Source organism: Spirulina sp. LEGE 11439, from assembly GCF_059821285.1.
This window is the reverse complement of sequence record NZ_JCAMRX010000014.1, coordinates 1-23,103: the sequence shown is the minus strand read 5'-3', so window position 1 is coordinate 23,103 and position 23,103 is coordinate 1. Positions and strand designations below refer to the sequence as shown.

At 40.8% G+C, this 23,103-nt stretch carries 22 protein-coding genes; 9 read left to right on the top strand and 13 right to left on the bottom strand.

Going from position 1 to position 23,103, the window contains the following annotated elements; translation table 11 throughout:
• Positions 1–51 precede the first annotated feature (51 nt).
• Entirely contained in the window at positions 52–627 is a 576-nt protein-coding gene (locus tag AC6RV6_RS11880; protein WP_500241056.1) for a TerD family protein, read from the bottom strand.
• Positions 628–687: 60 nt separating this feature from the next.
• On the opposite strand from AC6RV6_RS11880, the gene AC6RV6_RS11875 reads away from it, so the two are divergent.
• Positions 688–918, top strand: a complete 231-nt coding sequence (locus AC6RV6_RS11875) for an LpxD N-terminal domain-containing protein (protein ID WP_500241055.1) — start codon at positions 688–690, stop codon at positions 916–918.
• Positions 919–920: 2 nt separating this feature from the next.
• On the opposite strand, the gene AC6RV6_RS11870 is transcribed toward AC6RV6_RS11875, so the two are convergent.
• The 3 genes from AC6RV6_RS11870 to AC6RV6_RS11860 all read right to left on the bottom strand — a co-directional run bounded on the left by AC6RV6_RS11870 (position 921) and on the right by AC6RV6_RS11860 (position 4,524).
• Positions 921–2,354 carry an MATE family efflux transporter gene (locus AC6RV6_RS11870; RefSeq protein WP_500241054.1) on the bottom strand — a complete coding sequence of 478 codons (1,434 nt, stop codon included), beginning with the start codon at positions 2,352–2,354 and terminating at the stop codon, positions 921–923.
• A gap of 65 nt (positions 2,355–2,419) precedes the next feature.
• Complete coding sequence (locus tag AC6RV6_RS11865; RefSeq protein ID WP_500241053.1) at positions 2,420–3,286, bottom strand: calcium-binding protein; 867 nt, start codon at positions 3,284–3,286, stop codon at positions 2,420–2,422.
• 116 nt (positions 3,287–3,402) lie between these two features.
• Positions 3,403–4,524, bottom strand: coding sequence for a hypothetical protein (locus AC6RV6_RS11860; RefSeq protein ID WP_500241052.1), 1,122 nt, complete (start codon positions 4,522–4,524; stop codon positions 3,403–3,405).
• A gap of 168 nt (positions 4,525–4,692) precedes the next feature.
• On the opposite strand from AC6RV6_RS11860, the gene lpxD reads away from it, so the two are divergent.
• From lpxD to AC6RV6_RS11835, 5 genes are all read left to right on the top strand, one after another.
• Positions 4,693–5,730 carry a UDP-3-O-(3-hydroxymyristoyl)glucosamine N-acyltransferase gene (lpxD, locus tag AC6RV6_RS11855; RefSeq protein WP_500241051.1) on the top strand — a complete coding sequence of 346 codons (1,038 nt, stop codon included), beginning with the start codon at positions 4,693–4,695 and terminating at the stop codon, positions 5,728–5,730.
• 194 nt (positions 5,731–5,924) lie between these two features.
• Positions 5,925–7,439 (top strand): eCIS core domain-containing protein, encoded by a 1,515-nt coding sequence (locus AC6RV6_RS11850; RefSeq protein ID WP_500241050.1) that lies wholly within the window; start codon positions 5,925–5,927, stop codon positions 7,437–7,439.
• Positions 7,440–7,447: 8 nt separating this feature from the next.
• Positions 7,448–8,212 (top strand): toll/interleukin-1 receptor domain-containing protein, encoded by a 765-nt coding sequence (locus tag AC6RV6_RS11845; protein WP_500241049.1) that lies wholly within the window; start codon positions 7,448–7,450, stop codon positions 8,210–8,212.
• A gap of 197 nt (positions 8,213–8,409) precedes the next feature.
• Positions 8,410–10,329, top strand: a complete 1,920-nt coding sequence (locus tag AC6RV6_RS11840) for an AMP-dependent synthetase/ligase (protein ID WP_500241131.1) — start codon at positions 8,410–8,412, stop codon at positions 10,327–10,329.
• Between the two features lie 56 nt (positions 10,330–10,385).
• Entirely contained in the window at positions 10,386–10,835 is a 450-nt protein-coding gene (locus AC6RV6_RS11835) for a YlqD family protein (protein WP_500241048.1), read from the top strand.
• Positions 10,836–10,945: 110 nt separating this feature from the next.
• On the opposite strand, the gene AC6RV6_RS11830 is transcribed toward AC6RV6_RS11835, so the two are convergent.
• The 6 genes from AC6RV6_RS11830 to AC6RV6_RS11805 all read right to left on the bottom strand — a co-directional run bounded on the left by AC6RV6_RS11830 (position 10,946) and on the right by AC6RV6_RS11805 (position 17,178).
• Complete coding sequence (locus AC6RV6_RS11830; RefSeq protein WP_500241047.1) at positions 10,946–12,055, bottom strand: acyltransferase family protein; 1,110 nt, start codon at positions 12,053–12,055, stop codon at positions 10,946–10,948.
• A gap of 77 nt (positions 12,056–12,132) precedes the next feature.
• On the bottom strand, positions 12,133–13,203 hold the full coding sequence (locus AC6RV6_RS11825) for a fatty acid desaturase (RefSeq protein WP_500241046.1): 1,071 nt from the start codon (positions 13,201–13,203) through the stop codon (positions 12,133–12,135).
• Between the two features lie 254 nt (positions 13,204–13,457).
• Positions 13,458–14,795: an MBL fold metallo-hydrolase gene (locus tag AC6RV6_RS11820; RefSeq protein WP_500241045.1), complete on the bottom strand. Its 1,338-nt coding sequence runs from the start codon at positions 14,793–14,795 to the stop codon at positions 13,458–13,460.
• Positions 14,773–15,192, bottom strand: a complete 420-nt coding sequence (gene dndE / locus AC6RV6_RS11815) for a DNA sulfur modification protein DndE (protein WP_500241044.1) — start codon at positions 15,190–15,192, stop codon at positions 14,773–14,775. Before dndE ends, AC6RV6_RS11820 begins: the two co-directional genes overlap by 23 nt.
• Before the next feature lie 63 nt (positions 15,193–15,255).
• Positions 15,256–15,978 (bottom strand): CRR6 family NdhI maturation factor, encoded by a 723-nt coding sequence (locus AC6RV6_RS11810; RefSeq protein ID WP_500241043.1) that lies wholly within the window; start codon positions 15,976–15,978, stop codon positions 15,256–15,258.
• A gap of 9 nt (positions 15,979–15,987) precedes the next feature.
• Positions 15,988–17,178 (bottom strand): hypothetical protein, encoded by a 1,191-nt coding sequence (locus AC6RV6_RS11805; RefSeq protein WP_500241042.1) that lies wholly within the window; start codon positions 17,176–17,178, stop codon positions 15,988–15,990.
• A 288-nt stretch (positions 17,179–17,466) separates the two neighbouring features.
• Here AC6RV6_RS11805 and AC6RV6_RS11800 point away from each other — a divergent pair, with 288 nt between their 5' ends.
• Positions 17,467–17,949, top strand: coding sequence for a Fur family transcriptional regulator (locus tag AC6RV6_RS11800; RefSeq protein WP_500241041.1), 483 nt, complete (start codon positions 17,467–17,469; stop codon positions 17,947–17,949).
• Positions 17,950–17,987: 38 nt separating this feature from the next.
• Here the strand turns inward: AC6RV6_RS11800 and AC6RV6_RS11795 are convergent, their stop codons facing one another.
• Positions 17,988–18,887 carry an ATP adenylyltransferase family protein gene (locus AC6RV6_RS11795; protein ID WP_500241040.1) on the bottom strand — a complete coding sequence of 300 codons (900 nt, stop codon included), beginning with the start codon at positions 18,885–18,887 and terminating at the stop codon, positions 17,988–17,990.
• Between the two features lie 165 nt (positions 18,888–19,052).
• Here AC6RV6_RS11795 and AC6RV6_RS11790 point away from each other — a divergent pair, with 165 nt between their 5' ends.
• Entirely contained in the window at positions 19,053–19,442 is a 390-nt protein-coding gene (locus tag AC6RV6_RS11790; protein ID WP_500241039.1) for a RidA family protein, read from the top strand.
• 62 nt (positions 19,443–19,504) lie between these two features.
• Here the strand turns inward: AC6RV6_RS11790 and AC6RV6_RS11785 are convergent, their stop codons facing one another.
• Complete coding sequence (locus AC6RV6_RS11785) at positions 19,505–20,800, bottom strand: protein kinase domain-containing protein (protein ID WP_500241038.1); 1,296 nt, start codon at positions 20,798–20,800, stop codon at positions 19,505–19,507.
• Positions 20,801–20,864: 64 nt separating this feature from the next.
• The gene (locus tag AC6RV6_RS11780; RefSeq protein WP_500241037.1) at positions 20,865–21,446 is read right to left on the bottom strand and encodes a thioredoxin family protein; all 582 of its coding nucleotides are present in this window, start codon (positions 21,444–21,446) and stop codon (positions 20,865–20,867) included.
• A gap of 345 nt (positions 21,447–21,791) precedes the next feature.
• Between AC6RV6_RS11780 and AC6RV6_RS11775 the strand changes: the two genes are divergently transcribed.
• A complete protein-coding gene (locus tag AC6RV6_RS11775; RefSeq protein WP_500241036.1) occupies positions 21,792–22,856 on the top strand; it encodes a fatty acid desaturase in 1,065 nt (354 codons plus the stop codon).
• Positions 22,857–23,103: the final 247 nt, after the last annotated feature.

The window sequence follows — 23,103 nt, the reverse complement described above, 5'->3', positions numbered from 1 at the left end:
CCGCCCCACTGTTTACTGATAACTGATGTAAAAACGTAGCATGCTACGTCCCTACTGATAGCGATCGAGAAGGGATTGTAAGCCCCCTTGATAGCCTTGTCCAACGGCATTCAGTCGCCAAGTCCCATCTTTGAGATAAAGCTCGGCCATAATCATCGCCGTTTCGACGGAGTAATCTTCTACTAAGTCATAACGCATGACTTCTTGTTTGGTTTCCACATTCACCAAGCGCACAAACGCATTTTCAATCTGACCGAAATTTTGCCCGCGTTTCTCCGCATCGTGGATCGTCACGGTGAAAACCAATCTTTGTACTTCTGGCGGGACTTTGCGGAGATCGACGATGACCGCTTCGTCATCCCCTTCCCCTTCCCCTGTCAGGTTATCTCCCATATGCTTGATGCACTGAGAAGCATCAGGACTGGTCAGGTTGTTGTAAAAAATGAAATGATTATCGGAAAGGAGTTTCTCATTCGCACCTAACATGAACACTGAAGAGTCTAAATCGAAATCGTGACCCGTGTCGGTGCTTTTCACATCCCATCCCAAACCCACAAAGACGGCTTTCAGATTGGGTGCTACTTTATCTAAAGAAACTCGCTGTCCTTTTTGGAGTGAAATTCCCATGTTGTATCTAATCAGTCGAACTTGCGATGAAATTTAACGAAATTGTTAAGAAATTGGAGGGTGAGTTGGTTCAAGGCACGAAGCCCAACCGCTCATCCTGATTGTAACCCTCAAGTTGCAGGTCTCGCATCGTTAGAGTCGGCAACTTTCAATACTCTTTCTGATTGCGAAGGAGGCAAATATGCGGCAATGGTCGAGGCAACGGCAGCCAGTGCCTTGATTTTGAACGTAAATGAAGAATTGCAAACTCTCGTGAGCGATCGCCATCTCTCAATTCTCTCAACCTTATAAAATTATTTCAGTTCTCTGGACACAATTGTTTCTTCTGCCTCTATCTCTCCTTCACTCCGCATGGAAGTTTTGAGGTAAAAGCAAACAGGAAGAATAAGAGCGCTGACTAAAGAGCCAAAACAATTGCTGACCAATAGCCCTACAACTTGAAAGTGCCAGTAAAATCCCAGTAGATAAGCACTGCCAATACTAATACCCCAACAACTCATAATACCGAGCAACATCGGCGATTTAGTATCTTTAATTCCACGTAAAGCAGCCGTTGCAGTTGTGTCTATGCCATTGATAACTTGATGCAAGGCTAAAATTATTAGGAAAGTTCTCGTGAGTTGGAAAACTTCAAGATCAACCTCATTTTTCGGTATCAAGAAAATATGAATGATGTGGGTATTCTCGCTATTTATGAGTATCATGGCTATGAGAGTGATACAGATTGCCAGTGAAATGCCTACAAATCCGGCTTGCCTAACACCCTCTAAACTTTTTTGTTTATACATTTTTTGTCCATACATTTGGCCAACTCTGGCAACCGTTGCTTGTGCAAGTCCAAAAACAATATAGCGAACCAAGCTACCCACGCGATCGGCAATCTGAAAAGCTGCTAAGGAAGTCTTGCCAAAATAGCTAATGAAGTAAAGCAAAACAATTTGATAGCTTCCTATTAAGATATATTGCAGACCAATAGGCCAACCCAATTGGAAAATTTCCGAAAAGATTGAAATATGAATTTGAAATCCTTGTTTGAAAAATTGATAGTCTTTAAAGTCTGGATTAAAATAAATAAAACTTGAAGCTATCAGTAATTGTACCCATAAAACAATCACTGTTGACCAGCCAATTCCTACTAATCCAAGTGATGGGAAGCCAAGTTTTCCAAATGCGAGTAAATAGTTAGCACCTAAGTTGAGAAAAACACCAAAAATAGCAATATTGGTTATTACTTTGGGTTGATTAATTGCAATTAAAACATTACGTAAAACTTCGTAACCAAACAAAGCAGGCAGACCCCAAAGAACAGTTTTCAAGTACAACGCAGCTAAAGCAAGTACAGTTTCCTCTCGAGGAAAAACTGTTATCCATAGAGAGGCTGCACTCAAGATGAGCATCATTGGTAGACTAAATGCTAATGATAAGTACCAGCCTTGTATAACAATACTATCTAATTTTTGTAATTGTTGCTGGCCAAACGCAATAGCAGCTAATGTATTTACCGCAGAAATCGTAAAAATACCGATACTATATAAAAATTGAAAGATAATAGAACTCAATGCTCCTGCGGCTAAAGTTTGACTACCAAGCTGTCCCATGCTCCAAGTATCAACTAAAAATATGCTTGCTTCGAGCAACTGAGCGAGACTAAATGGAATGGCTAAAGTGGTGCAACTTTGAACTTCTTCATAAATAGATGTAATACGTATTGACCACTTTAAACGCATTGGTTTTGAATTTTAATAGTTTTCCAGCAATGTTATTCAAGCATCCTACAAGCAATCTGGAAAATCTATGGATATTGTTTGTTGCTTAGATCGATAAATTTTTGGCCAAAGTGCTGAATTTCCAAAAAACTAGCATGGCTGCGACTTGGTTTATAAATTTTGAATGTACGCATTATTCCTAGTGTTGCCGCACTTTCTAAAGGTCGAACAAAACTGGTGTCCTTATTTCCAAAATAAGGCTGCTTTGACCAATAATTCATCTGCTCAATAGTCAGGAAATAACAACCTGAATGAGGATTTGATGTTCGTTGCAAAACTATTATTTCTCCATTACTAAACTCTTTAATCAATGCAGGTATTTCGGAAATATCTTGAAATTTGTCAGTGTAGTGCTGAGGTAAATCACCGTCTATGTATGCTTTCATTGGTCTACTTGTCATAGATACTTCGTAACGATTAGGTTGTAGTAAAGCTGATTGCCCTGCTTTATTAGTAAAACACAATAATTTCTGGAAAAAATATGGATCGTGTATAATGAGATCGTCTTCCAAATAACAATAGTAATCATACTTATCTAAAGAATTTGATAATATTTTCTGACACTCAAACCCCAAAAACATAGGTTCTGATTTTGTCATATTATGGATATAAAGGTCTTGAGAAATGTTCAGTTCATTAAGTAAGTGCTCTCTTTCTGTAGTGCAAATTACAATGTCGATTTTGTAGGATTTTTTCTCATTTATAGGATTGAACCTGATAACATGAGAATCAAAAGACAGATAATGATTTGGGCTTCCAAAAAGCTGATGTAAAGCACAAATACACTGAGATAGTGCTTGAATTCGTGGTTGCGGATTCTTACTTTGCGAGCCGTAATCAGGTTTGCCATTTGTCGGTTTATAGAAATGGGGAATAGTAAATAAAATTCGCATGATTGTTCACAACAGAAGATGGCTTTAATATTATATCTCTAATCATATAATTTCTCATAGCTCAGTATCTCATCCATCCTCTCTTCCTTATCTCGAACTGATATTTTGTTAGGATTTTACTGACTTGCTCTGAGTCGATCGCATAAAATTTTCCACAAACGTTGAGTATTATTATACATCTCGAAAGTACGATCGATGTTATCGGCAAAAGAGCAAAAGAGCGAGTAAGTAGAATAGTAATTGGATGGAAGATTTCTCAAAATAGACTCGACTTCATTGATCCGTATATCCCAATCAGAAGGATAGGTTAATCTTAATAATAAAGGAGCATAACTTAACCAGCTTTCGATCAATGTAAAAAATCTTTTCTCATCTAAAAAATTAATGGGTTTTTGAAAAGCAAGCGGGGATTTTTCGGGATATTGTGAGAATAGGTATGGATCGTGGAAATAACAGTTTTTGGCTTCTTCAAAGTTTGCTTCTCGACCGTAAGCCAAACTCAAAAAGACATCATTTCCTCTCGATATGCCACGCTTTGCTAAATCAGGAACGTCAAAAAAGCAAGGCAATTCTAACCTCAAGTTCATTGCCAACGAACCCCCATAGATAAATTTTCTATTACCGAAGAATTCAATTCCACCATATTTGGAGCATACATCACTCGGTACAAAACATTTTTCCGGTTCAGTCAACAGGCCAGGAAAGACAATTTCATTGCATAAACAGAGAGCGCGTTCTAATATTTCAAGAATATTATTCGAAAGATATTGTTGTAAGTATGGAGGGATATTATGTAAATATCCTCGCCGCTTTGAAACACAAAGATGAATTTTCTTGTTATTCTGTAATATATTTAATTGGCTGGAAAAAAAATCATCGCCTCCATACCAAATCGGGATTTGGTCATCTTCCCAGAAAAGAATTGCATCATAGTTTTTTGAAATTGCATATATCAGTAAAATATTTTCCCATAAACAAGTTCTTTTGAATTGACGGAATATGTGATGGACATATTCGATCTGCGAACAGTTTGGACAATGCAAAAATAAATCTTTGGGATGATTAAAAATTGCAATCTGCTCAAATCTACGCGAGATTGATTCTGGTACTTCCAATTCTTTGCCAGTATCGTTGGTTAACGCTAAGTCTAAATGTAAATGAGGATTTGTCCTGACTAATTGCTCTAATACAAAAACATATGAAGGTCTCCATAATAAAACTGTCAATAAAGTTTTCATCTTTTTATGTATGTATATAGGGACACTTTTTTCGATTTTCAGTCAAGCATTTTTAATTAAAGCATAAATTATTTTACTGGCGCTTATAATTAACGGTTTTAGTTTGAAAATATTCTTCGATTCAGCTACTATAGATAGGGCTAATATTTCCGAGCAGTCAAATAGGTAATGAAATTTAGTGAAATTGTTGAAAAATTTGAGATTGAGTTGGTTCAAGGTACTAGCTTGACCGCTCACCCCGATCGCAACCCCCAAGTAACGGGTATCGCATCCTTGGAAACGGCTACTGCTGAGACTCTTGCTTACAGTGAGGGGGGAAAATACGCAGCAATGGTAGGGGAAACAGCCGCGATCGCCTTAATTTTACCCGTAGATGAAGAATTGCAAAGAATTGCGAGCGATCGCGGCATTGCTTGGGTCTCTACGCCCCATCCTCGCCTGTTATTTGCGGCGGCTATTTCTCTATTTTATCAACCCTATCAGCCCCGACCCCAAATTCACTCGACGGCGGTTATCGATGCCAGTGCTAGTTTAGGGAAAAATGTCTCTATTGGCGCTCATGCTGTTATTGGGGAAGATGTCAAGATCGGCGATAGCGTTTGTATTTTTCCCAATGTCACGATATATCCGGGGGTAGAAATCGGCGATCGCACCATTCTTCATGCCAATTGTATTATCGAGGAGAGAGTTAAAATTGGGGCAGATTGCGTCATTCATAGCGGTGTGGTTATTGGTAGTGAAGGATTTGGGTTTGTGCCAAGCGATCGCGGTTGGGTAAAAATGCACCAGTCGGGAATTGTGGTGTTAGAGGACTGCGTGGAAGTGGGAGCCAACAGCACGATCGATCGCCCGCCCGTGGGAGAGACGCGCATCGGCTACAACACCAAAATCGATAATTTAGTACAGATCGGTCACGGCTGCAAAATTGGCTCTAATTGCGCCCTGTCGTCACAAGTGGGGCTTTCCGGACAGGTTATTGTGGGCAATGGGGTGCTGTTGGCGGGACAGGTGGGAGTTGCCAATCAAGTTAAAATTGGAGCAGGTGCGATCGCGACGGCAAAATCGGGATTACATAAGGATGTGGAGGCAAAAGCCATTGTTTCGGGTTATCCGGCCATTCCCAATAAACTTTGGTTAAAAATTTCTGCGGTATACAATCGTCTTCCAGAAATGTATAAATTGTTCCGACGCATGGCAAAAAAATAGCAAATGTAAGCATTCACTCTGAGACTTTCTTAGGGAATCAAAGCGATCGATTAACAATTGTTATATGAGGATAAGGTAATTTCTTGAGTCCTTATTCGAATGAAAATGTATATTTTTGTCCCTTTTTCAAGTGATATGCAGAGATTTGTGATTACACTTAATTAAAATAGCTGCCAATTCTACTCTCAGTGAACATGAGTCGCCAGTACCAAGCACGGATTTCGACAGGGAAGAATTCAGAGCCGAAACAACAACCTCGGTTTACAGTACCTGTCATTCAGCCCAAAGCGAGTGGGAAAACACCAAAGAAACTTCCAGAATGGAAACCGGGAGGGAGTGGGATGCCGAGTCTGTTGGAAAAACTCCGAAATACCGCCGCAGTACAGGCGAAACCCATGCTGCAACAACAAGAGGCAGTGGGCGAGGGTGAGACATCCTCGGAATTGGAATCGTCGATTAATCACGCAAAGGGTAGCGGACAGCCTTTAGAGGTAAGCCTGCAACAGTCGATGGGGCAAGCGATGAGCGCGGATTTTAGTAAGGTGCGAGTGCATACAGATGCTCCGTCAGATCGGTTGAATCAATCCATACAAGCGAAGGCGTTTACAATGGGGCAGGATGTGTTTTTCCAACAGAGTGCATATCAGCCGAGGAGTCGAGGCGGGCAGGAGTTGATTGCCCATGAGTTAACCCATGTGGTGCAGCAGAGTAGTCGTGATGAAGCGAGTGGAGAAAAAATAGACGTGTCCCAAAAGAGCGAAAATGTTATTCAAAGAGCAGGCAGTACCTTTACCCCTTTTTCCGGGGGAACAAAACAGGCGGTCGGCTTGGCTGGGCTGACTTTGGACACATTGTTTGAGTCAGGCTTGAAATATACGGAGGGAGGAACTAAAGGGAATTCCGTCAATTTAGAAAAGATGATTAGTGATTCAGGGGGAGGTTCGGCACCTGGCGAACCGAAGGACATAACGGACATTAAATTCATTGATAAGGACTTGGTGCGTGCCTATAACCAAGATAATGTAGCCACTGCAATGCACGCCATTAACCATAATTTTGCCGATCCTCTGTCCACCAATTTGCGCCCACAAAATATCTTTATGGGGTCGGCGCGGTCTAATACGCAGGAACATTTTTATAAGGTAGAGTTACCGATTCGGAATTCCATGAAAAAATTAACCCAAGGAAATGCCAAAAAATATGAAACTAACATCAAAGCCAACCCACCGACTCCTCTGACAAGCAATCCACACATTCTCGCCTGGAATAAAGTTGGGCTAGATATTCCGGGTGTTGAAATACAATCTTCCCCTTTGACAACTTCCCAGGCTGCGCCTTTGCCTCAAGTGACCCACGTTTTGGACACAACAAAGCTAGTTAATGTGACTGCCCCCTGGCCCAAGATGATCCAATATGAGGTGATACCGCAGTATACTTATAAAGCTCATCCAAATTTCCCCCAATTTTTATTGGACAACATCCAAGACGCACAGAACTTGGTCGATGCAGCTAATTTGCAGCCCACCCCGCGCTCTAACCAAAACGAGATTGATAACGAAGTGTTGGCGATCAACCGTTTGAAAACTGTCGGCCACAATCTGTTTCCAGAAACGTTTACCTGTAAGGCTATCTATTGGTTTCCCACGTATGATGCGGCCAAGCCTTGGAAGATATCTTCTGAAACCGATGCGTATGACGCGGAGGCATAGAAAAGGAAATGTCATTACCGATTAACTCTTCAACCACACGACCTAAGCTGTTTATCAGCTACAGTTGCTCCGATGTGACCCCAGCACAAGCTCTGGATGCTCACCTCAGAAAGTATGGTGTCCGAACTTTCATGTACTTAGAAGATCGGGACGGGTATGAGCTGGGGCAGATATTGCCCGATGTGGTTCTACAAGAGCTTGGCTGGTGTGATTTTTGTTTGTTGATCTGGTCTCGTTTTACGGACGTTTCTGATTGGGTGAGCAGCGAGATACGGATGGCCTTGGATTACGATAAACCGATTTTACCCTACCGATTAGATAACACTCCCTTACCACATGAGATAGCATTGCAGCCATCCGTTGTCGCTGACGCTCTCTGGGACGAGGAAGAGTTATTGCGGCGGATCTATGGCGATCTCCCTATTCCTCAAACCCTTGCGCCAGTAGACATTCAGATAGAACCTGGTTTATGGCAGATTGACATAACTGATGTATTACAGACAGTAACCCTCAAGCTGCATCTGTATGAGGATAGTAGTCTGAGCGGACAACAGGAACAAAAAAACATAACAGGGCAAGTCATGGGGGTATGGACGTATGACAAGTCCGATCTCTTGCTTACGATGAAGCTAGAGATTTGGGTTGGGCTACGGCCTAATCGTGAGGTTTTACGGGTACACCTTACTAAACAGCAAAACCAAGTGATTCATGGAGAGGATATGTACGCACTTGGGCCGGTGGTATGCCACTACACACTTCAACTTCTTCACTGATTTTGTAGGGAGTTGACCCTTACCGCTTTTCTTAAAATTATTAGCTTCATCATTGCAATCAACAAAGACAACTTAAATTTTGTCTACCTTCTCGATAGTTCAACAGATTTCCAGATTAGGTTGAAAGGAAAGAAGGTTAATTTGCAGTTAAAATGATAGCAGCACCATCATCCCCCGTTAGCGTCAACGCGCCATCCATGAATACAAAGGTTTCTTCGTCTCTGTCTCTCGATCATTCCTCGCTGAATTCGCTGTCGGAAGTTTGGCCGATCGTCGCCCGAGAATTTGGCTCGACTCTTGCTCTCCACGATCCTCACGCTAAACCAGAAGTCCTCCTCACTTACGCGCAACTTTACGAGAAAATTAGCCATTTTGCGGCAGGAATGCAAGCCTTGGGCGTGAAACCGGCTCAGAAAATTGCCCTTTTTGCCGATAATAGCCCGCGCTGGTTTGTTGCGGATCAAGGGATTATGGCAGTGGGGGCTGCCAATGCAGTGCGATCGGCAAAAGCAGAACGCAATGAACTGCTCTATATTTTCCGGGATAGCGATAGTACGGGTTTAGTGGTACAAGATTTATCAACTTTGAAAAAACTTAAACCCGAAATTGACGATCTACCCGTTGAATTTATTGTCTTGCTTTCCGAGGAAACGCCTCCTAACGATACACCCTTAAAAATCCTCAATTTTTCCCAATTGATGACCCTCGGGCAAGATTCTCCCTTCACTCCCATTCAGCGATCGCGAGAAGATTTAGCTACTTTAATTTATACATCAGGGACAACGGGAAAACCCAAAGGAGTCATGCTTTCCCACGGCAATTTACTCCACCAAATTAACGCCGCTCCCGCCGTCATTCAACCGGAAATCGGCGATCGCGTCCTCGCCATTCTCCCCAGTTGGCATTCTTACGAACGCAGCGTTGAATATTATCTTCTTTCCCAAGTCTGCACGCAGATTTATACCAGTATTCGCACCTTCAAACAGGATTTAAAAACTTTTAAACCGCAATTTATGGTCGGCGTTCCTCGGTTGTGGGAATCTATTTATGAAGGGGTTCAGAAACAATTCCGTGAAAAAAGCCCTCTCTTACAAAAACTAATTCATTTCTTTTTTAGCGTTTCCGAAAAGTATGTTCTCGCCAAACGTATTGCCGATAATTTGAGTCTCGATCGCCCCAACCCTTCAAAAAGCGATCGCCGAATTGCCAAACTAAAAATGTTCTTATTGTCTCCGATCCACGCTTTAGGCGATATCATGGTTTACCAAAAAGTACGGGAAGCTGTCGGGGGTAAAATCAAAACCTTTGTTAGTGGTGGCGGTTCTTTAGCACGACATCTCGATAGCTTTTATGAAATTACCCAAGTCCCGTTAATTGTCGGCTACGGGTTAACAGAAACGTCCCCCATTACCAATGCTCGCCTCCTCAAACGCAATTTACAAGGGGCATCGGGTCCGCCCCTCCCCCAAACGGAAATTCGCATTGTCGATCCCGTCACCCGCCAAACCCTCCCCCATTACCAACAGGGATTGGTCTTAATTCGCGGATCGCAGATCATGCAAGGATATTACAAAAAGCCTGAAGCAACAGCCAAGGCGATCGATCCCGAAGGTTGGTTTGATAGTGGCGATTTAGGGATGATCGTACAAGAAAACAATCTTGTTCTCACCGGACGTGCCAAAGATACCATCGTATTAAGTAATGGCGAAAATATCGAACCCCAACCCATCGAAGATGCCTGCGCTTGCAGTGCGTACATTGAGCAAATTATGCTAGTGGGACAAGACCAAAAAATGTTGGGTGCTTTGATCGTTCCCAACCTCGAAGCCTTAGAAAAATGGCTAAAAGCGGAAAATTTAGCCTTGCAATTGCCGATCGCAGAGAGTCGCGATCGCAAAAATATCGATAATCAAGCTATCTTAAATTTATTTCAACGGGAACTCAAACGACAGGTTAAAGATCGTCCCGGTTATCGCCCAGATGACCAAATCAAAGTCTTTCACCTGATTCTCGAACCCTTTTCTCAAGAAAATGGCATGATGACCCAAACCCTAAAAATTCGTCGTCCCGTTGTCAGGGAGCGCTATCGCGATATCATTGACGGGATGTTTGGGTGAGGAAATATCTCACCGCGAAACCCAATTCACTAAAACAGGTAAAGGAAGAAAAATTAATGGCTGAAGCGAAACCCCAACTCACTCTCAAGCGTCCCATACAACTTAAAGTTGTCGTTACTCAACGCTGGAAGGATGAAATGCAGCAACAACTGCAAACGCAAACCAATCAACTCGATGGCCAGTTTCAACAAATTGAAATGCAAGGACAAAGGGCGATCGAAGAAATTCAAAAGCAACAAGCTGCCCTGACGAATCCTCAAGCCCTACAACAGATTGAAAGTATCCAAAACCAAGTCAATCAAAAGAAAAACGAAATTCAACAGAAAAAAAATCAATTATTGCAACAATTGGATCGTATTTCCACTGTAGAAATGGAGCAGGAGGTCGTTCAAGGTCAATTAGAAGGCTTTTGCAATGTTGAAGTGGGGGATAATTTAGTTCGCAAACTACAAGTTGAAATTCTCGTTCGCGATGGTATTGTCGAAGAAATTCGCGGCGAAATTTAATGAGTAATGGGTAATGGGTAATTGGGTAAGAATTAACTGTTCTTATCCCTAAAACCCACACCCAACTATTCTCTATTCTATCGGGCGATAGTCGATCGTTAATTCGAGATTCATTTTTGGGGAATTAACTGTTTTCTTAAATAGCCTGTGAGAGGCTTTTCAATTAAATTATAGAAAATACATGACATCCCGATCGCAACAAGTGCAATGAGCCAACCCAAAATATCAGAATTGCCAAGAGTAGTATCGAGTTTGAAAGGTATGCTTAATTGAAAGAAACCATTAACGAGAGGACTGTGAGCTAAGTAAATTGAATAAGACGCATTGCCTAAATATATCAATACTTGGGGAATCTTGACACCTTCTTGAATATCGATTGAAGCGGCTCCCATCACCAGAAATAAGCAAGGAATTCCCAAAAAAATTGTGCGATCGATAGCCAGATCGATTCCCCAAATATTAACGATATTGACTTCATCAATAACATTGTAGGTTTGTGCAAAACCAAACAAGAGGAAAGATATTAAACCTAGAAAAAAGATAGTTTTGCGATATTTTAGAGAATAATTCAGGACAATATAAGCAGCAATACAACCAAATACAAATTCTAAATTGAGAGAATTAAAAATAAGTTTCCATCGGGGATATTCGATTGGAGAAATAACAAAAGCACTCATAAACTGAGTTGCTGATGCGAAAATAATCATGGCAACGATCGCAAAATAAAAACGACGTGGTAAGATATAATTTAAACTGAAAACAAAGTAAAAGAAAAGAATTAAAGTTAATGTCCATGCTACATTATTAATCGGCGGCAAAGTCTGAGGAATCAATAAAAATGAGCGTATTGTAAATCCCGGAGTTATTGGATTGGGCGGTTCTAACATCGGGAATAAAAATAAAACTAAAAGAATACAGAGGTTGATAAACCAGTAAATCGGAATAATCCGAATGAATCGTTTTAATAAAAAGAGCTTGAATTTTGTGAAATTTTGTTTCAAAAAATTTCGGTGTTGAGTATAAATAATAACAAAACCACTGAGTACGAAAAAGTAATCGACACCGGATAGACCAAATTTAAAAATATCAAAGAAAAAAGACGTATTTAATTTTTCATGGCTGCATAGATCGACATGGAATAAAACCACTGCGATCGCAGCCAATCCGCGAAATAGTTGTATGAGATTGAGCTGTTTTCCTCTATACTCTTTTTTTACCATTATTTTATCTATTTTTTATTGAATGGGAATAGGAAAAGATAGATAATCTAACTCTTCTATTCCCTAAAATTCAATCTTTAACCCTTATCCATTTTATGATACACGGGAGACCCTGTATCGGGGACGAAATGACAGGTTTTCAAAGACCGCCAAAAAGATTGCCAAATAGAACGTTCCGATTTATGGTAATACTCTCCCAGAATGGGTTTAATTGCCTCGGTTGCCGTTTTTAAATGGTAATGAGGCATATTTAAAAAGATATGGTGGGCGACATGGGTACCGATATTGTGGTGGATATTGTTAATAAATCCGTAATCGTGGTCGATTGTAGATAGCGCACCTTTCAAGAAATACCAATCTTTGCCGCGATACCAAGGTATATCGGGATCTGTGTGGTGTAAATAGGTGACTAAATCTAACCACATGACGAAGACAATATAGGGCATGAGGTAATATTTAATTAACCACATGACTCCCCATTGATAAGTCAAGAATCCGAGCAAGGCAATCATTGCACCCCAACAAATCGTGCTGGTAATGATATCCCATTTTTCTGACGGTTTAAATAAAGGACTGCTAGGGAAAAAATGAGTTCCTTCTTTACCGGGAGACCGCTTAAACAGATAAAGGGGATACAAGAACAAAATCATCTGATAGCGCAGAAATTTCATATACGCTGGCATCTCGTTGTAATAAGATTCTGAGACAGGATACCAACTTTCGTCGGTGTCGAGATTGCCGGTATTTTGATGATGGGTGCGATGGCTGATGCGCCAGCCGTGAAAGGGAACGAGGATAGGACTATGGGAAAGATGACCGATGAGATCGTTCAGCCATTTATACTTAGAAAAAGAACGATGTCCGCAATCGTGACCGACGACGAATAAAGCCCAAAACATGGTACCTTGAGCAATCCAGAAAATTGGCCAGAAAAACCAAGAATCTAGAGTGTGGGCGAGGGCGTACAATCCAGCAATAATACCAATATCGAGGAAAAAATAAGAGAGAGAACGAGCAACAGAAGATGCAAAACAATGAGGGGGAATGGCTGCTTTGACTTCTTGTAAGGTAAAGGGAAGTTTCCCTTCTAGCGATCGCGTTTCGGGTTCTTGCCAATGCTCTGCGAACTTTGGTGTACTAACCTGCACTTGAAATCCTCCAAAGTGATAATGGGGTTGTCACTTTTTGTCCTAATTTACTAAACGTTAAGATATATTAACATATTTCGATCCCCAATTAATTATTATTTTTTATTTTGGGTCGCGATCGCTGAGGCAACAGCGAGATACTATTTGCTTGGCGTGCGATCGCATACAGAGTTGGGGAGGAGTATCACAATTTTGATGCAAGCTAAGGTAGAAAAGTAACTCAAAAGAAAAGTTATATATGGGATATATCCAGATTATAAGCGCGATCGCGATGCAACTAATTTCCTACCCAAAAGAATGCGAATAATTTCTTTTCGACGATACCAAAAAAATAAAATTCCTTGATAAGTAAAGAGCATTTTGAACATATTATTAAATGTCAAACGATTATCCAATAAAAGTCCTAATAAAATATACCAATTTAGTATCTTTAATCCTTCTTTCTTGATGATTTCGTAATGTGCACCAATTTCTATTCCATCCGTTCCATAATTTGTTTCTAACCAATCTCGAACATAACCCGAATAGGTGGCAATATGAGCCGTTTGTTTTTCTCCTTGTTGAATTTGTGGCTTTTGAGAAGGAGAAATTGTCAGAATTGTTTGTTGGTCTAACAAATAAATGTGTAGTGGCTGTAAAAGGCGAGGAAATCCCCAAAAAGATCGGGATAATTTCTGCATATATTTTCTGGCAGCCGATAATAGTCCTGCTTCTGCAAAAATTTTAGGTTGACAGGGGGTAAGTGGATTTTTTTGGATATGTTGTGAGACTTTTTCTATCTTAATTTTATGGTCAAATGGAGAATAAATTAATTTTTCGCCAATTTTTAGAGAAATGATACGATCGCTTTCTTTTTTGAGATCTTCAGACTCCAATAAAGATTCATTTTGCTGCCAAGACAAACTATTTCGATAATAATGATGAGATGCAAAAGGGATAGTATACTGAGGAATAAAAGCAGCAACGACTTTAGAGAAAGTTTGCATTTGTCCTGCTTTGATTTCTTGACAATTTCTCAGAGGATATTCTCTTAATTTGCCAGCATGATTAAAATTATTGAGGAGGAGAGCGAGTTCTCCAATATATTTTTTCAGTCCTAAGATTGTTTTTAAAGGTAAATTACAATCATTATAGTTAAGAACTTTAATGCCATCAATGGCAATAAGAAGCATATTATCAATTCCTGTCGCTGGAAATCTGGAAATTTGCCAGCGATCGCTAATTTTTAGATTTTTTCTGGCCGGCAATGGCATCACATTTTTAAATCCCAAATCTTGCATTGCCTTCACCATCGAAAAATTAGCATCATTGTTGGCTAAAACTTGAATTGTGGGATTAATTGCTAACAATTTCTTTAACGTCGGGACGTGAAAATGATCGCCATGAAAATGAGAAATCCAAAGATGCGTACATTGACTTGCGAGGGTAAAAGCATCAGGATTATGATACTTTAAGCCCCATCCTTGTTTAAAACAAGTTCCCTCAAACCACGGATCGAATAAGAGGGAAATCGTGCGATCGCGTAAAATCATTGACGCATGATTGAGAAATAGCAATTCTATGGAAATATTACGAGGTAAAGGGGCTGTCATTTTGAGTATCGAGAGAAGCTAAGGAAATTGAAATTAAGTCTTCAATAGTTTTTAAAGTCGGATTTCCTGCCAAATACCCAATTCCACGATGTAAATGCAGGCGAAATTGTTCCGCTAAAATCGTTTTATCTATTCCTAAACCATCTTGATAACAACGCTGTTTGAGGGCAATAATGAGAATATCCGAGAGTTCTCCACCAAAGACACGCCAAGCTAAATCAACATTACTATCGGCGGGAATCGGAACGGGAGAAGGTTTGCTCGGTTCTGCCAAAGATAAACAAAAAGCCCAACGACAAAGGATATTCCATTGGTCTATTTTGGTATAGCGTTTGAGCTTAGAAAGTTGATCTTTTGCAGTTTGCGAGAGTCTAAATCGTTCGATGGGGGGTTCCATTTTTCAATTATCGATAAACAATGAATAATTTAAAACAACGATTGTCTTTTTAGGAAATCATAATTAATGATCGTCGAATAGTTTAAAGAAACTATCGTCGAGATCGTAGCCAACAGTCATCCACATGAATTTTAATTTTTCTCGGGGTTCAATGCCGCGATCGCGCAACCAATCATAAATGATAAAGGTTTTTTGCGCGATCGCAATTTCTAAAGCCTCGGGATTATATTGGATGCCATCAGTACGATGGAACTGATGAGGAACGAGCATGGCAATATAGCGAGGAAGTTCGCTTTGCCAATCTAACAGAAAAGGCAGCCAAGGATAGCAGGTATCCAAACGTAAAAACCACAAGCGAATCTCGGGAATTTCTGATAACTCTCTGGGATCGATTTCTTCTCTTGGATAGTCGATCTCAAAGGAAATTAAAGATTCTTGATAAGTTCCTTCAATATCTATCAGTATTTTTTCCACGATCGCGACAGCAGGAGAGAGATCGAGTTGATGGATGCGATCGGCATCTAAATGAATTGCATATTTCATGTTTTCGTCTTCCAGTTTTGCAAATACAATCCTATCAATTATTTCATACCCCCACCGCGAATTGCGTGCTGCAAGCTGTTTGGCTGCATCAATTTCTCCCAAACGACAGAGTTCGCTTAATTGTTCGTATCCTCTCGAGCGATCGCGTTCTCGATCGGCTTGTCGTATTTTATCTCTTTCTTTGCGAGATAGCTCGGGTCGTCCTTGTTTGGTAAAATCAGTTTGGAATAGTTTTTTCATCATTTGTCTTGCTTAAAAAGGATAGAGATCGATTATTTTATCGTCAACGATTTGATAACCCCATTCTGGATGCGCGGCAATTTGTCTGGCAATAAATTTGCGACCAATTTTGGTATCATATGCTTTTTGCAGAATGGATAAAGAAGGAGCATTCGATTCAAGTTTGGATGGTTCTGCCAATTCGGAATTACTTTGAGGGAGAGGTATTTCAGCAGAAGATTCGATTTTTAGAGAAGGTTGATTTTGAACCAATAACAGTTTATCGATAACTTGTTGCTTTGTCACTCGCTCTTTGATGCTAAAAGAAGGAGGAAGGTAGGGAGTTTGTACGCCTAATTCTTTAGCTTTTATCGCTTCATCGGCAAGGCGATCGCATTTTCTTAAGAATCCTTCCCACCAACTTTTAGCGCGATCGATATCTTTGATTTCGCGATTTGCTCTTGCTGTCGCTGCTTCAATTGGTTCTTTTTTATGAATATAATATTGTATAATTTCTTCAACAAATGCAGGGTAAGGAACACCCGGTTTTATTTCCCATTCTTGTTGTATCTTCTGACTCGATCCTAAAGGCTTTCCTTCGATAAATTCTTCCCAAAATGGAGAAATTATCCCTTTTGTTATGCCATCAATCGTTCTAAATACATATCCCATTGGATTATCTAAACCTTGGATTTTATGGTACTCTAATAAGGCTCTTTGAAAGGCTTCGAATTGTTCTTGAGATTGCCAAGGTCCCTCAAAGCGATAATGAGGGGATATCGTCAAAACTGTAGGTTGTCGGCTAGCAGGAAAAAAGCGATCGCTCGATATTTTCTCAGAAGAATTTTCTAATAAAGTTGTTTCCTTAAAGTCCTTAATCTTACTTTCTGGTTCCAAAAATATCAACTCTTCAAAAACCTTTAATTTTTCTTGTATTTCTTTGATATTCAAAGTAAATCTTAAGCAATTATCAATCACTCTTTCTTGCAGAAAATTCCTATTTTTCAAACATTTTTGTACCATTTTTTGTTCTTGCAAAGAGAGTCCGGTATCGCGTTCAATATCTTGAAAGTCAGCGTTTATCCAGTCGCAAGATTCACTTTTTCCTAATAAATATCCCAAAAATATTCCTGCAGCAATTCCTCCAGAAATTTTTGCTAATTTGGGATAGTAGCGGCAAGATTTTCCTAATTGTTCTCGGTTGATTTCCAAATGTTTCGACATGGAAAAAGGTAAATTTGAATTCTAGTTGAACTTAGGAATTTTGAGATTAGAGAGCGATCGCTCTGTATATCCTTCTCTGGGTAGACATTCTGGCGGATTTTAAGGTAAAGTGGTAATGATTATGGATTAGGGCGATCGCTTTCGGGTTGCGATCGTTCATCCAGTACTACCAGTAACAAAGATTCCAGTAAGATTGAGTCGTACTGGATCTAACAATACTAGGATATCGAAAAATCAGTACTTATGACTTAAAGCACAGGTATTGTTCATTGTTTATTGTTCATGGAAATGATCGAACCCAACTCCTCAATAGAGCCTCTGTGTCCCACAGAGCAAAGTCTACTGAAACCCATTCGTTCTCTAGAAGATGCGTATCATCGCTGTCAAACTTTGGGAATGCGCTTGAGCCGTCAGCGTAAATATATTTTAGAGTTATTGTGGAATGTTGAGGAACATCTTTCAGCACGAGAAATTTACGATCGCCTCAACCAACAAGGCAAAGAAATCGGTCATACTTCCGTTTATCAAAACCTAGAAGCGCTTTCCAGTCAAGGGATTATTGAATGCGTAGAACGTTGCGATGGGAGGTTGTACGGAAATATTAGCGATGCACACAGTCACGTTAACTGTTTAGATACGCGACAAATTATTGATGTTTGCGTTGAGTTGCCAACAGAAATAATCCAGAACATAGAGAAACAAACTGGAGTAAAAATTAGTGAATATCGTGTCGATTTTTATGGATATCGGTATGAAAGCGATCGCCATTGATAAGATTTGCGTCAAATACCAATATTTCTCTAAACTTTTTAGGGACGCGAAACATTTTGCAAAAGTGCTAAAGGAGTTAATTTTTTGAGGAGATTAAGCTCCTCGATATTGCGAACAAAAAACGTCCCGGCAAAACCGAGAGAATTAACCCCAATTGATTGAAATTCTCCTTGCGATCGCGCAATAATTAGCAGCCATTCTCTTGTTGCTAAAAGATTGTAAGCGCTAGATTGCTGTCTTTGCTTGTTTCCATTATAAAAGATACCCATTTGATTTAATAAATATTCATATAAACTGAGGGTGATTTGTGCTTTGTCTTCAAGAGAAAGATGAGATTGAAAGGGTAATTTTATGAAAGCATGATTAAAAGAAAAATGAGGGATTTTGCCAATTTCTTCTTGCCATTGAACAGTCGTAATCAACGGAGCGATCGGTAAATATTGACCTGTCGGAACGAGAGGAAAAGGCACGATTTGTAAATGCTTATGCGGTTGACTTGCTCCTGCTTTTTCGCCACCATTATAGAAGGCTAAACCATCAATTTCTTGCAAGCAAGCCCACATGGCCTCAAAATCTTGTAAGGTTAACCAAGTTTCTTGATGTTCGAATTTTCGGGTCACGATTAAGAGATGGCGATCGACGACATTAAATTTATTGAGTAAACATAAATGTGTTTTTGAAAGATCGGTCACAAAAAGTTCTGGTTCGTAAGGCAGAAACGGATTGACAAATTTTCCCGTTGTTTTTGCTTTCGCTTCTTGCTTTTTCTTATGATTATCTTTACGCTTAAGATTTAAAGATATCCGCACGAGAAAATCAATCCCATTTTGCTCGATCGCTTCGCATTCTGTCGGGATAGATTGCAAAGCACCCGAGGCGATCGCACTTTGGGTTCGGTCGGTCGTTTTCTGCAATAATGTTCCGGGTTCGAGTAGCATTTCAGTTATCCGTGAATAGTTATCAGTTATCAGCGAACGGATTGTTAAAGAAATTGTTATAGTGTTAGATTTACCATTGAAAGCGATCGCCAAAATATTAAAAATTGTAAAATAACGCCGCAACCCTTCTACAATAAAATTTGTTCCGTTTAATTTCTACCAACAATGAGCAAAAAGATTATCAAAACAAACGCCGCACCCGCACCCGTCGGTCCCTACAATCAAGCGATCGCAGCAACAGGAAAAATGATTTTTGTAGCGGGACAAATTGCCCTCGATCCTCAAAGCGGAGAAATTGTCGGCGTGGGAGATATTCAACAACAAACCCATCAAGTGATGAAAAATATCGGCGCAATTCTCGAAGCTGCCGAAGCCAATTTAGAAAATATTGTGAAAACCTCCATCTTTTTAACCAATTTAGAAGATTTTGCCACCATGAATCAAGTCTATGGCGAGTATTTTAGCGAAGAAACCGCCCCCGCTCGTGCCACCGTAGAAGTATCTCGTTTACCCAAAGGCGTATTAGTGGAAATTGAATGTATTGCGATTATTTAATTTATTGTTTGTTGTTCCCCAACTGATAACTGATAACTGATAACTGATAACTGATAACTGACTTAAACTGCTGCTTCGAGAGCCTGTCGAAACTCCATTGCTGTTTTGAAATGAATGGTAGGTTGGTCTTGTAGAGCCAAATCGATCGCGTCGGCGAGAGGTTTGGGAAGAGATGGCTCTCGATAACGAATGGGAATTGCATCGCTCCGTAATACGACTAATAACGGGTCTTTTTTGCCAAAACGTCGCGGATATTTACCCGCAAGCATGGCGTATAAAGTTGCAGCAACAGACCAGATATCTGCGTCGGGTTTCGCATAGTTAAAATCGATTAACTGTTGGCGTGGGAGAAATCCCAACATCGCCGCGTCGCGCTTATTAAAAGTTTTCTCACTCAACCCCGCGCGATCGAATGCTCGCAGCAAGCCAAAATCTCCGAGTTTTGCTGTCAGAGTACCAGCATCTCGACTGAGTAAAATATTCCCCGGTTTGATATCGCCATGCACCAAACCCGTCGCAATATCATCTCCCATTGTTCCTTGAGGGACGGCTGCATAATGGGCGTATTCGAGTCCTTCAAGAATGTCAAAAATAATAGGAAGCGCTTCTTCCACCGATAAACGTCCCCCACGCTTATCGATGAATTGATTGACGGTTCCTTCTTCCCCATAATTCCAGATAAAAAAGAAGCGCCCGTCATGATAGCCGTAATTTCGCAGGCGGACGATATTAGGATGCTCGAGAGTTTTAATCTGTTCGATCGCCTCGAGAAAAGCCGCGATCGCTCTTCTTTTGAGAGTTTTAGGATGCAGCGTTTTGAGAATGACCCAATCTCCACTGGCGCGATCGAAGGCTAAATAAACCTTATCAAATTCATTTTGCTCGATGAGTTTGAGATTGCCGTATCCCCCAAGGAGCAGGCGAGTTTCATCTTGAGGGGGAAGCACTTGACGACCGAAAGAATCCCCGCTTAAATCTTGAGAATCTCCGAGAGGACTCACGTCAACGTTAACGCCTAAAAGTGTATCCCCGATGCCAATTTCGTCCCCGTCGCGCAACTCGTATTCAGGTAAATTGACAATCTTCCCGCCTCCACGAACGCGATCGGGACGCTGGCCGATTTTTGTGCCATTCACGTAAGTCCCGTTCAAACTGCCGAAATCTTGGACGCGGATTTCTGGCGGATCGATATCGAGCAGGCAATGATAGCGGGAGATGGTATTCAGTGCATCTTGGCTGGAGAGTTGGATCTGGCACTCAAAGGAGCGACCGATCAAACAAGTCGTGCGTCGATCGAAAATGAATTCTTGCCCTTTGAGAGAGCCTTCTAGCACCCTTAAAACAATTTTGACTGGCATGGAGGCGATCGCAATGTTACATCTTTAATTTTCCCTAGTTTGGCTAAAATCAACGAAAAAAATATCAACCATAATATGTTGGGGCATTGCCAGCTTTCCATTTAATATTGCAACCGATGCTGGGTTTTTGCTCGGTACTCACCGGACGATCGCTCAAAACAGCCTCGATCGCTGCCCGTAAATCTTGACCCGTCACCGGGAGAGAATTGCCGGGGCGACTGTCATCGAGTTGTCCGCGATACACCAAAGTGCGATCGCCAGCGAAGAGAAAAAAGTCTGGGGTACAAGCTGCCGTGTAAGTCTTGGCCACTTCTTGGCTTTCGTCATAACACAAAGGGAACTTAAAATCAAGCTCTTTCGCCATCAGTTGCAGTTTATCGGGCGCATCATCGGGATAATTATCGGCATCGTTGGCACTAATAGCAAGGATTCCTAACTCGCGATCGGCATAATCTCGACCGATACGTGCCAATTCTGCTTCTACGTGCTTAACAAAAGGACAATGCCGACAAATAAACATGATAAAGAGGCCTTTTTTGCTGGAAAAAGTTGTCAGAGAAATCGATTTTCCAGAAACCACATCCGGCAAATTAAAATCGGGAGCCTTTGTTCCCAAAGGTAACATCGTTGATTCCGTTCTGGCCATGAGTCGCTTTCTCCATCAAGTTTTCTTCAAATCATCTTAACGAAAATTGGTAATAATGCTTAGCGCGATCGCCGCTAACTCAAAGGCATTTTCAGGAATTCCTCGCCGAAAAAATTATCTCAATGACTTGACAAATTACCAGATTTATAGTTTAAAAAATTGGGTTAGAGTAGATGAGATGAGTTATATCAAGATACTTTCCAAATTGTTAAGAAATATGATATAAAAGATGAAATTTCTGACCGCAAAAACAGAATTTAGGGCGATCTGGTGCGATCGCGCGGCAATTTTATAAATTGTTCCCATCCAGAAATTTTTATTATCAACGGCAAAACCCTTTAGGATATGACAGCAACAAAAATTCCCTCGGAATTATCAACAAAATCGTTAGAAATTACAGATTTACGCTTGCGAGACATATTGAAAACCCTACCCCGTGAGGTTTTTCAACAAGATCGGCGCAAGGCGTGGTTACAAGTCGCAATCAGTCTCGTTACCCTTGCGATCGGTTATGCAGCCATTGCGATCGCACCGTGGTATCTTCTGCCCATCGCTTGGATCTTCACAGGAACAGCAATTACAGGCTGGTTTGTCATCGGTCACGACTGCGGCCATCGTTCTTTTGCCAAGCGCAAATGGGTAAACGACTTGGTGGGACATATTGCTTTTCTGCCTCTCATTTATCCCTTTCACAGTTGGCGCATTCTCCACAATCATCACCACAAACATACGAATAATCTTGAGGTCGATAATACGTGGAATCCCTTTAAAACCGAAGTTTACGAAGACTTACCCCTTCTCTTTAAATGGGGCTATCAAGTCACACGGGGACGACTGTGGTGGCTGGCTTCTATCCTGCACTGGGCTTTTATGCACTTTAGCTGGTGGGATTTTGAAGGCAAACAGCGCGAACAAGTGCGTTTTTCCGCTTTAGTCGTTTTCTTTGGCGCGGCGATCGCCTTCCCGACCCTAATTCTCACCACGGGATTCTGGGGTTTTGTTAAATTCTGGCTCATGCCTTGGTTGGGATACCACTTCTGGATGAGTACCTTTACGATCGTGCATCATACCGATCCCGATATTCCTTTTACCCCCGATAAAGATTGGCACGAAGCCCGGGCGCAATTAGAAGGAACCGTACATTGCGAATATCCGGCATGGATAGAATTTCTCTGTCATCACATTAACGTTCATATTCCTCATCATATTTCCACTGCGATTCCTTCTTATAACTTACGTGCTGCTCACGAAGGTATTAAAGAAAATTGGGGTCAATACTGCAAAGAGAGTCAATTTTCTTGGGCATTGATGAAACGAATTACCGATCGCTGTCACTTGTATAGCGAGATTGAGTATTACCAATCATTTCGGGAATATTATACCCGTCTGAAACTCGAGCGATCGTCTTAAGCGATCGCAGATCGGAACTCTTTTGTGACCCTTATTCTTTTGGATAAGGGTTATTTGTTTATAATCTAGAGAAAATAAAGTTGTAGATATTTAAAAGAAGTTGTTCTGTCAAAGCAGAAACAGAGACAACTGCTTATATTTTGTCAAAACAAAGACTCATTAATAAACTTCCAGATCATCAGAAAATTCTCAATATATAGCGTTTCTTGAACATATGAGGTACAATATGAGGGAAGAAAAAAATAGT

What these genes read in the sequence shown, in the direction of transcription:
- AC6RV6_RS11880 (WP_500241056.1), bottom strand. Translation starts at nt 627, where the DNA reads ATGGGAATTTCACTCCAAAAAGGACAGCGAGTTTCTTTAGATAAAGTA.
- AC6RV6_RS11870 (WP_500241054.1), bottom strand. Translation starts at nt 2,354, where the DNA reads ATGCGTTTAAAGTGGTCAATACGTATTACATCTATTTATGAAGAAGTT.
- AC6RV6_RS11865 (WP_500241053.1), bottom strand. Translation starts at nt 3,286, where the DNA reads ATGCGAATTTTATTTACTATTCCCCATTTCTATAAACCGACAAATGGC.
- AC6RV6_RS11860 (WP_500241052.1), bottom strand. Translation starts at nt 4,524, where the DNA reads ATGAAAACTTTATTGACAGTTTTATTATGGAGACCTTCATATGTTTTT.
- lpxD (WP_500241051.1), top strand. Translation starts at nt 4,693, where the DNA reads ATGAAATTTAGTGAAATTGTTGAAAAATTTGAGATTGAGTTGGTTCAA.
- AC6RV6_RS11850 (WP_500241050.1), top strand. Translation starts at nt 5,925, where the DNA reads ATGAGTCGCCAGTACCAAGCACGGATTTCGACAGGGAAGAATTCAGAG.
- AC6RV6_RS11845 (WP_500241049.1), top strand. Translation starts at nt 7,448, where the DNA reads ATGTCATTACCGATTAACTCTTCAACCACACGACCTAAGCTGTTTATC.
- AC6RV6_RS11840 (WP_500241131.1), top strand. Translation starts at nt 8,410, where the DNA reads ATGAATACAAAGGTTTCTTCGTCTCTGTCTCTCGATCATTCCTCGCTG.
- AC6RV6_RS11835 (WP_500241048.1), top strand. Translation starts at nt 10,386, where the DNA reads ATGGCTGAAGCGAAACCCCAACTCACTCTCAAGCGTCCCATACAACTT.
- AC6RV6_RS11830 (WP_500241047.1), bottom strand. Translation starts at nt 12,055, where the DNA reads ATGGTAAAAAAAGAGTATAGAGGAAAACAGCTCAATCTCATACAACTA.
- AC6RV6_RS11820 (WP_500241045.1), bottom strand. Translation starts at nt 14,795, where the DNA reads ATGACAGCCCCTTTACCTCGTAATATTTCCATAGAATTGCTATTTCTC.
- dndE (WP_500241044.1), bottom strand. Translation starts at nt 15,192, where the DNA reads ATGGAACCCCCCATCGAACGATTTAGACTCTCGCAAACTGCAAAAGAT.
- AC6RV6_RS11810 (WP_500241043.1), bottom strand. Translation starts at nt 15,978, where the DNA reads ATGATGAAAAAACTATTCCAAACTGATTTTACCAAACAAGGACGACCC.
- AC6RV6_RS11805 (WP_500241042.1), bottom strand. Translation starts at nt 17,178, where the DNA reads ATGTCGAAACATTTGGAAATCAACCGAGAACAATTAGGAAAATCTTGC.
- AC6RV6_RS11800 (WP_500241041.1), top strand. Translation starts at nt 17,467, where the DNA reads ATGATCGAACCCAACTCCTCAATAGAGCCTCTGTGTCCCACAGAGCAA.
- AC6RV6_RS11795 (WP_500241040.1), bottom strand. Translation starts at nt 18,887, where the DNA reads ATGCTACTCGAACCCGGAACATTATTGCAGAAAACGACCGACCGAACC.
- AC6RV6_RS11790 (WP_500241039.1), top strand. Translation starts at nt 19,053, where the DNA reads ATGAGCAAAAAGATTATCAAAACAAACGCCGCACCCGCACCCGTCGGT.
- AC6RV6_RS11785 (WP_500241038.1), bottom strand. Translation starts at nt 20,800, where the DNA reads ATGCCAGTCAAAATTGTTTTAAGGGTGCTAGAAGGCTCTCTCAAAGGG.
- AC6RV6_RS11780 (WP_500241037.1), bottom strand. Translation starts at nt 21,446, where the DNA reads ATGGCCAGAACGGAATCAACGATGTTACCTTTGGGAACAAAGGCTCCC.
- AC6RV6_RS11775 (WP_500241036.1), top strand. Translation starts at nt 21,792, where the DNA reads ATGACAGCAACAAAAATTCCCTCGGAATTATCAACAAAATCGTTAGAA.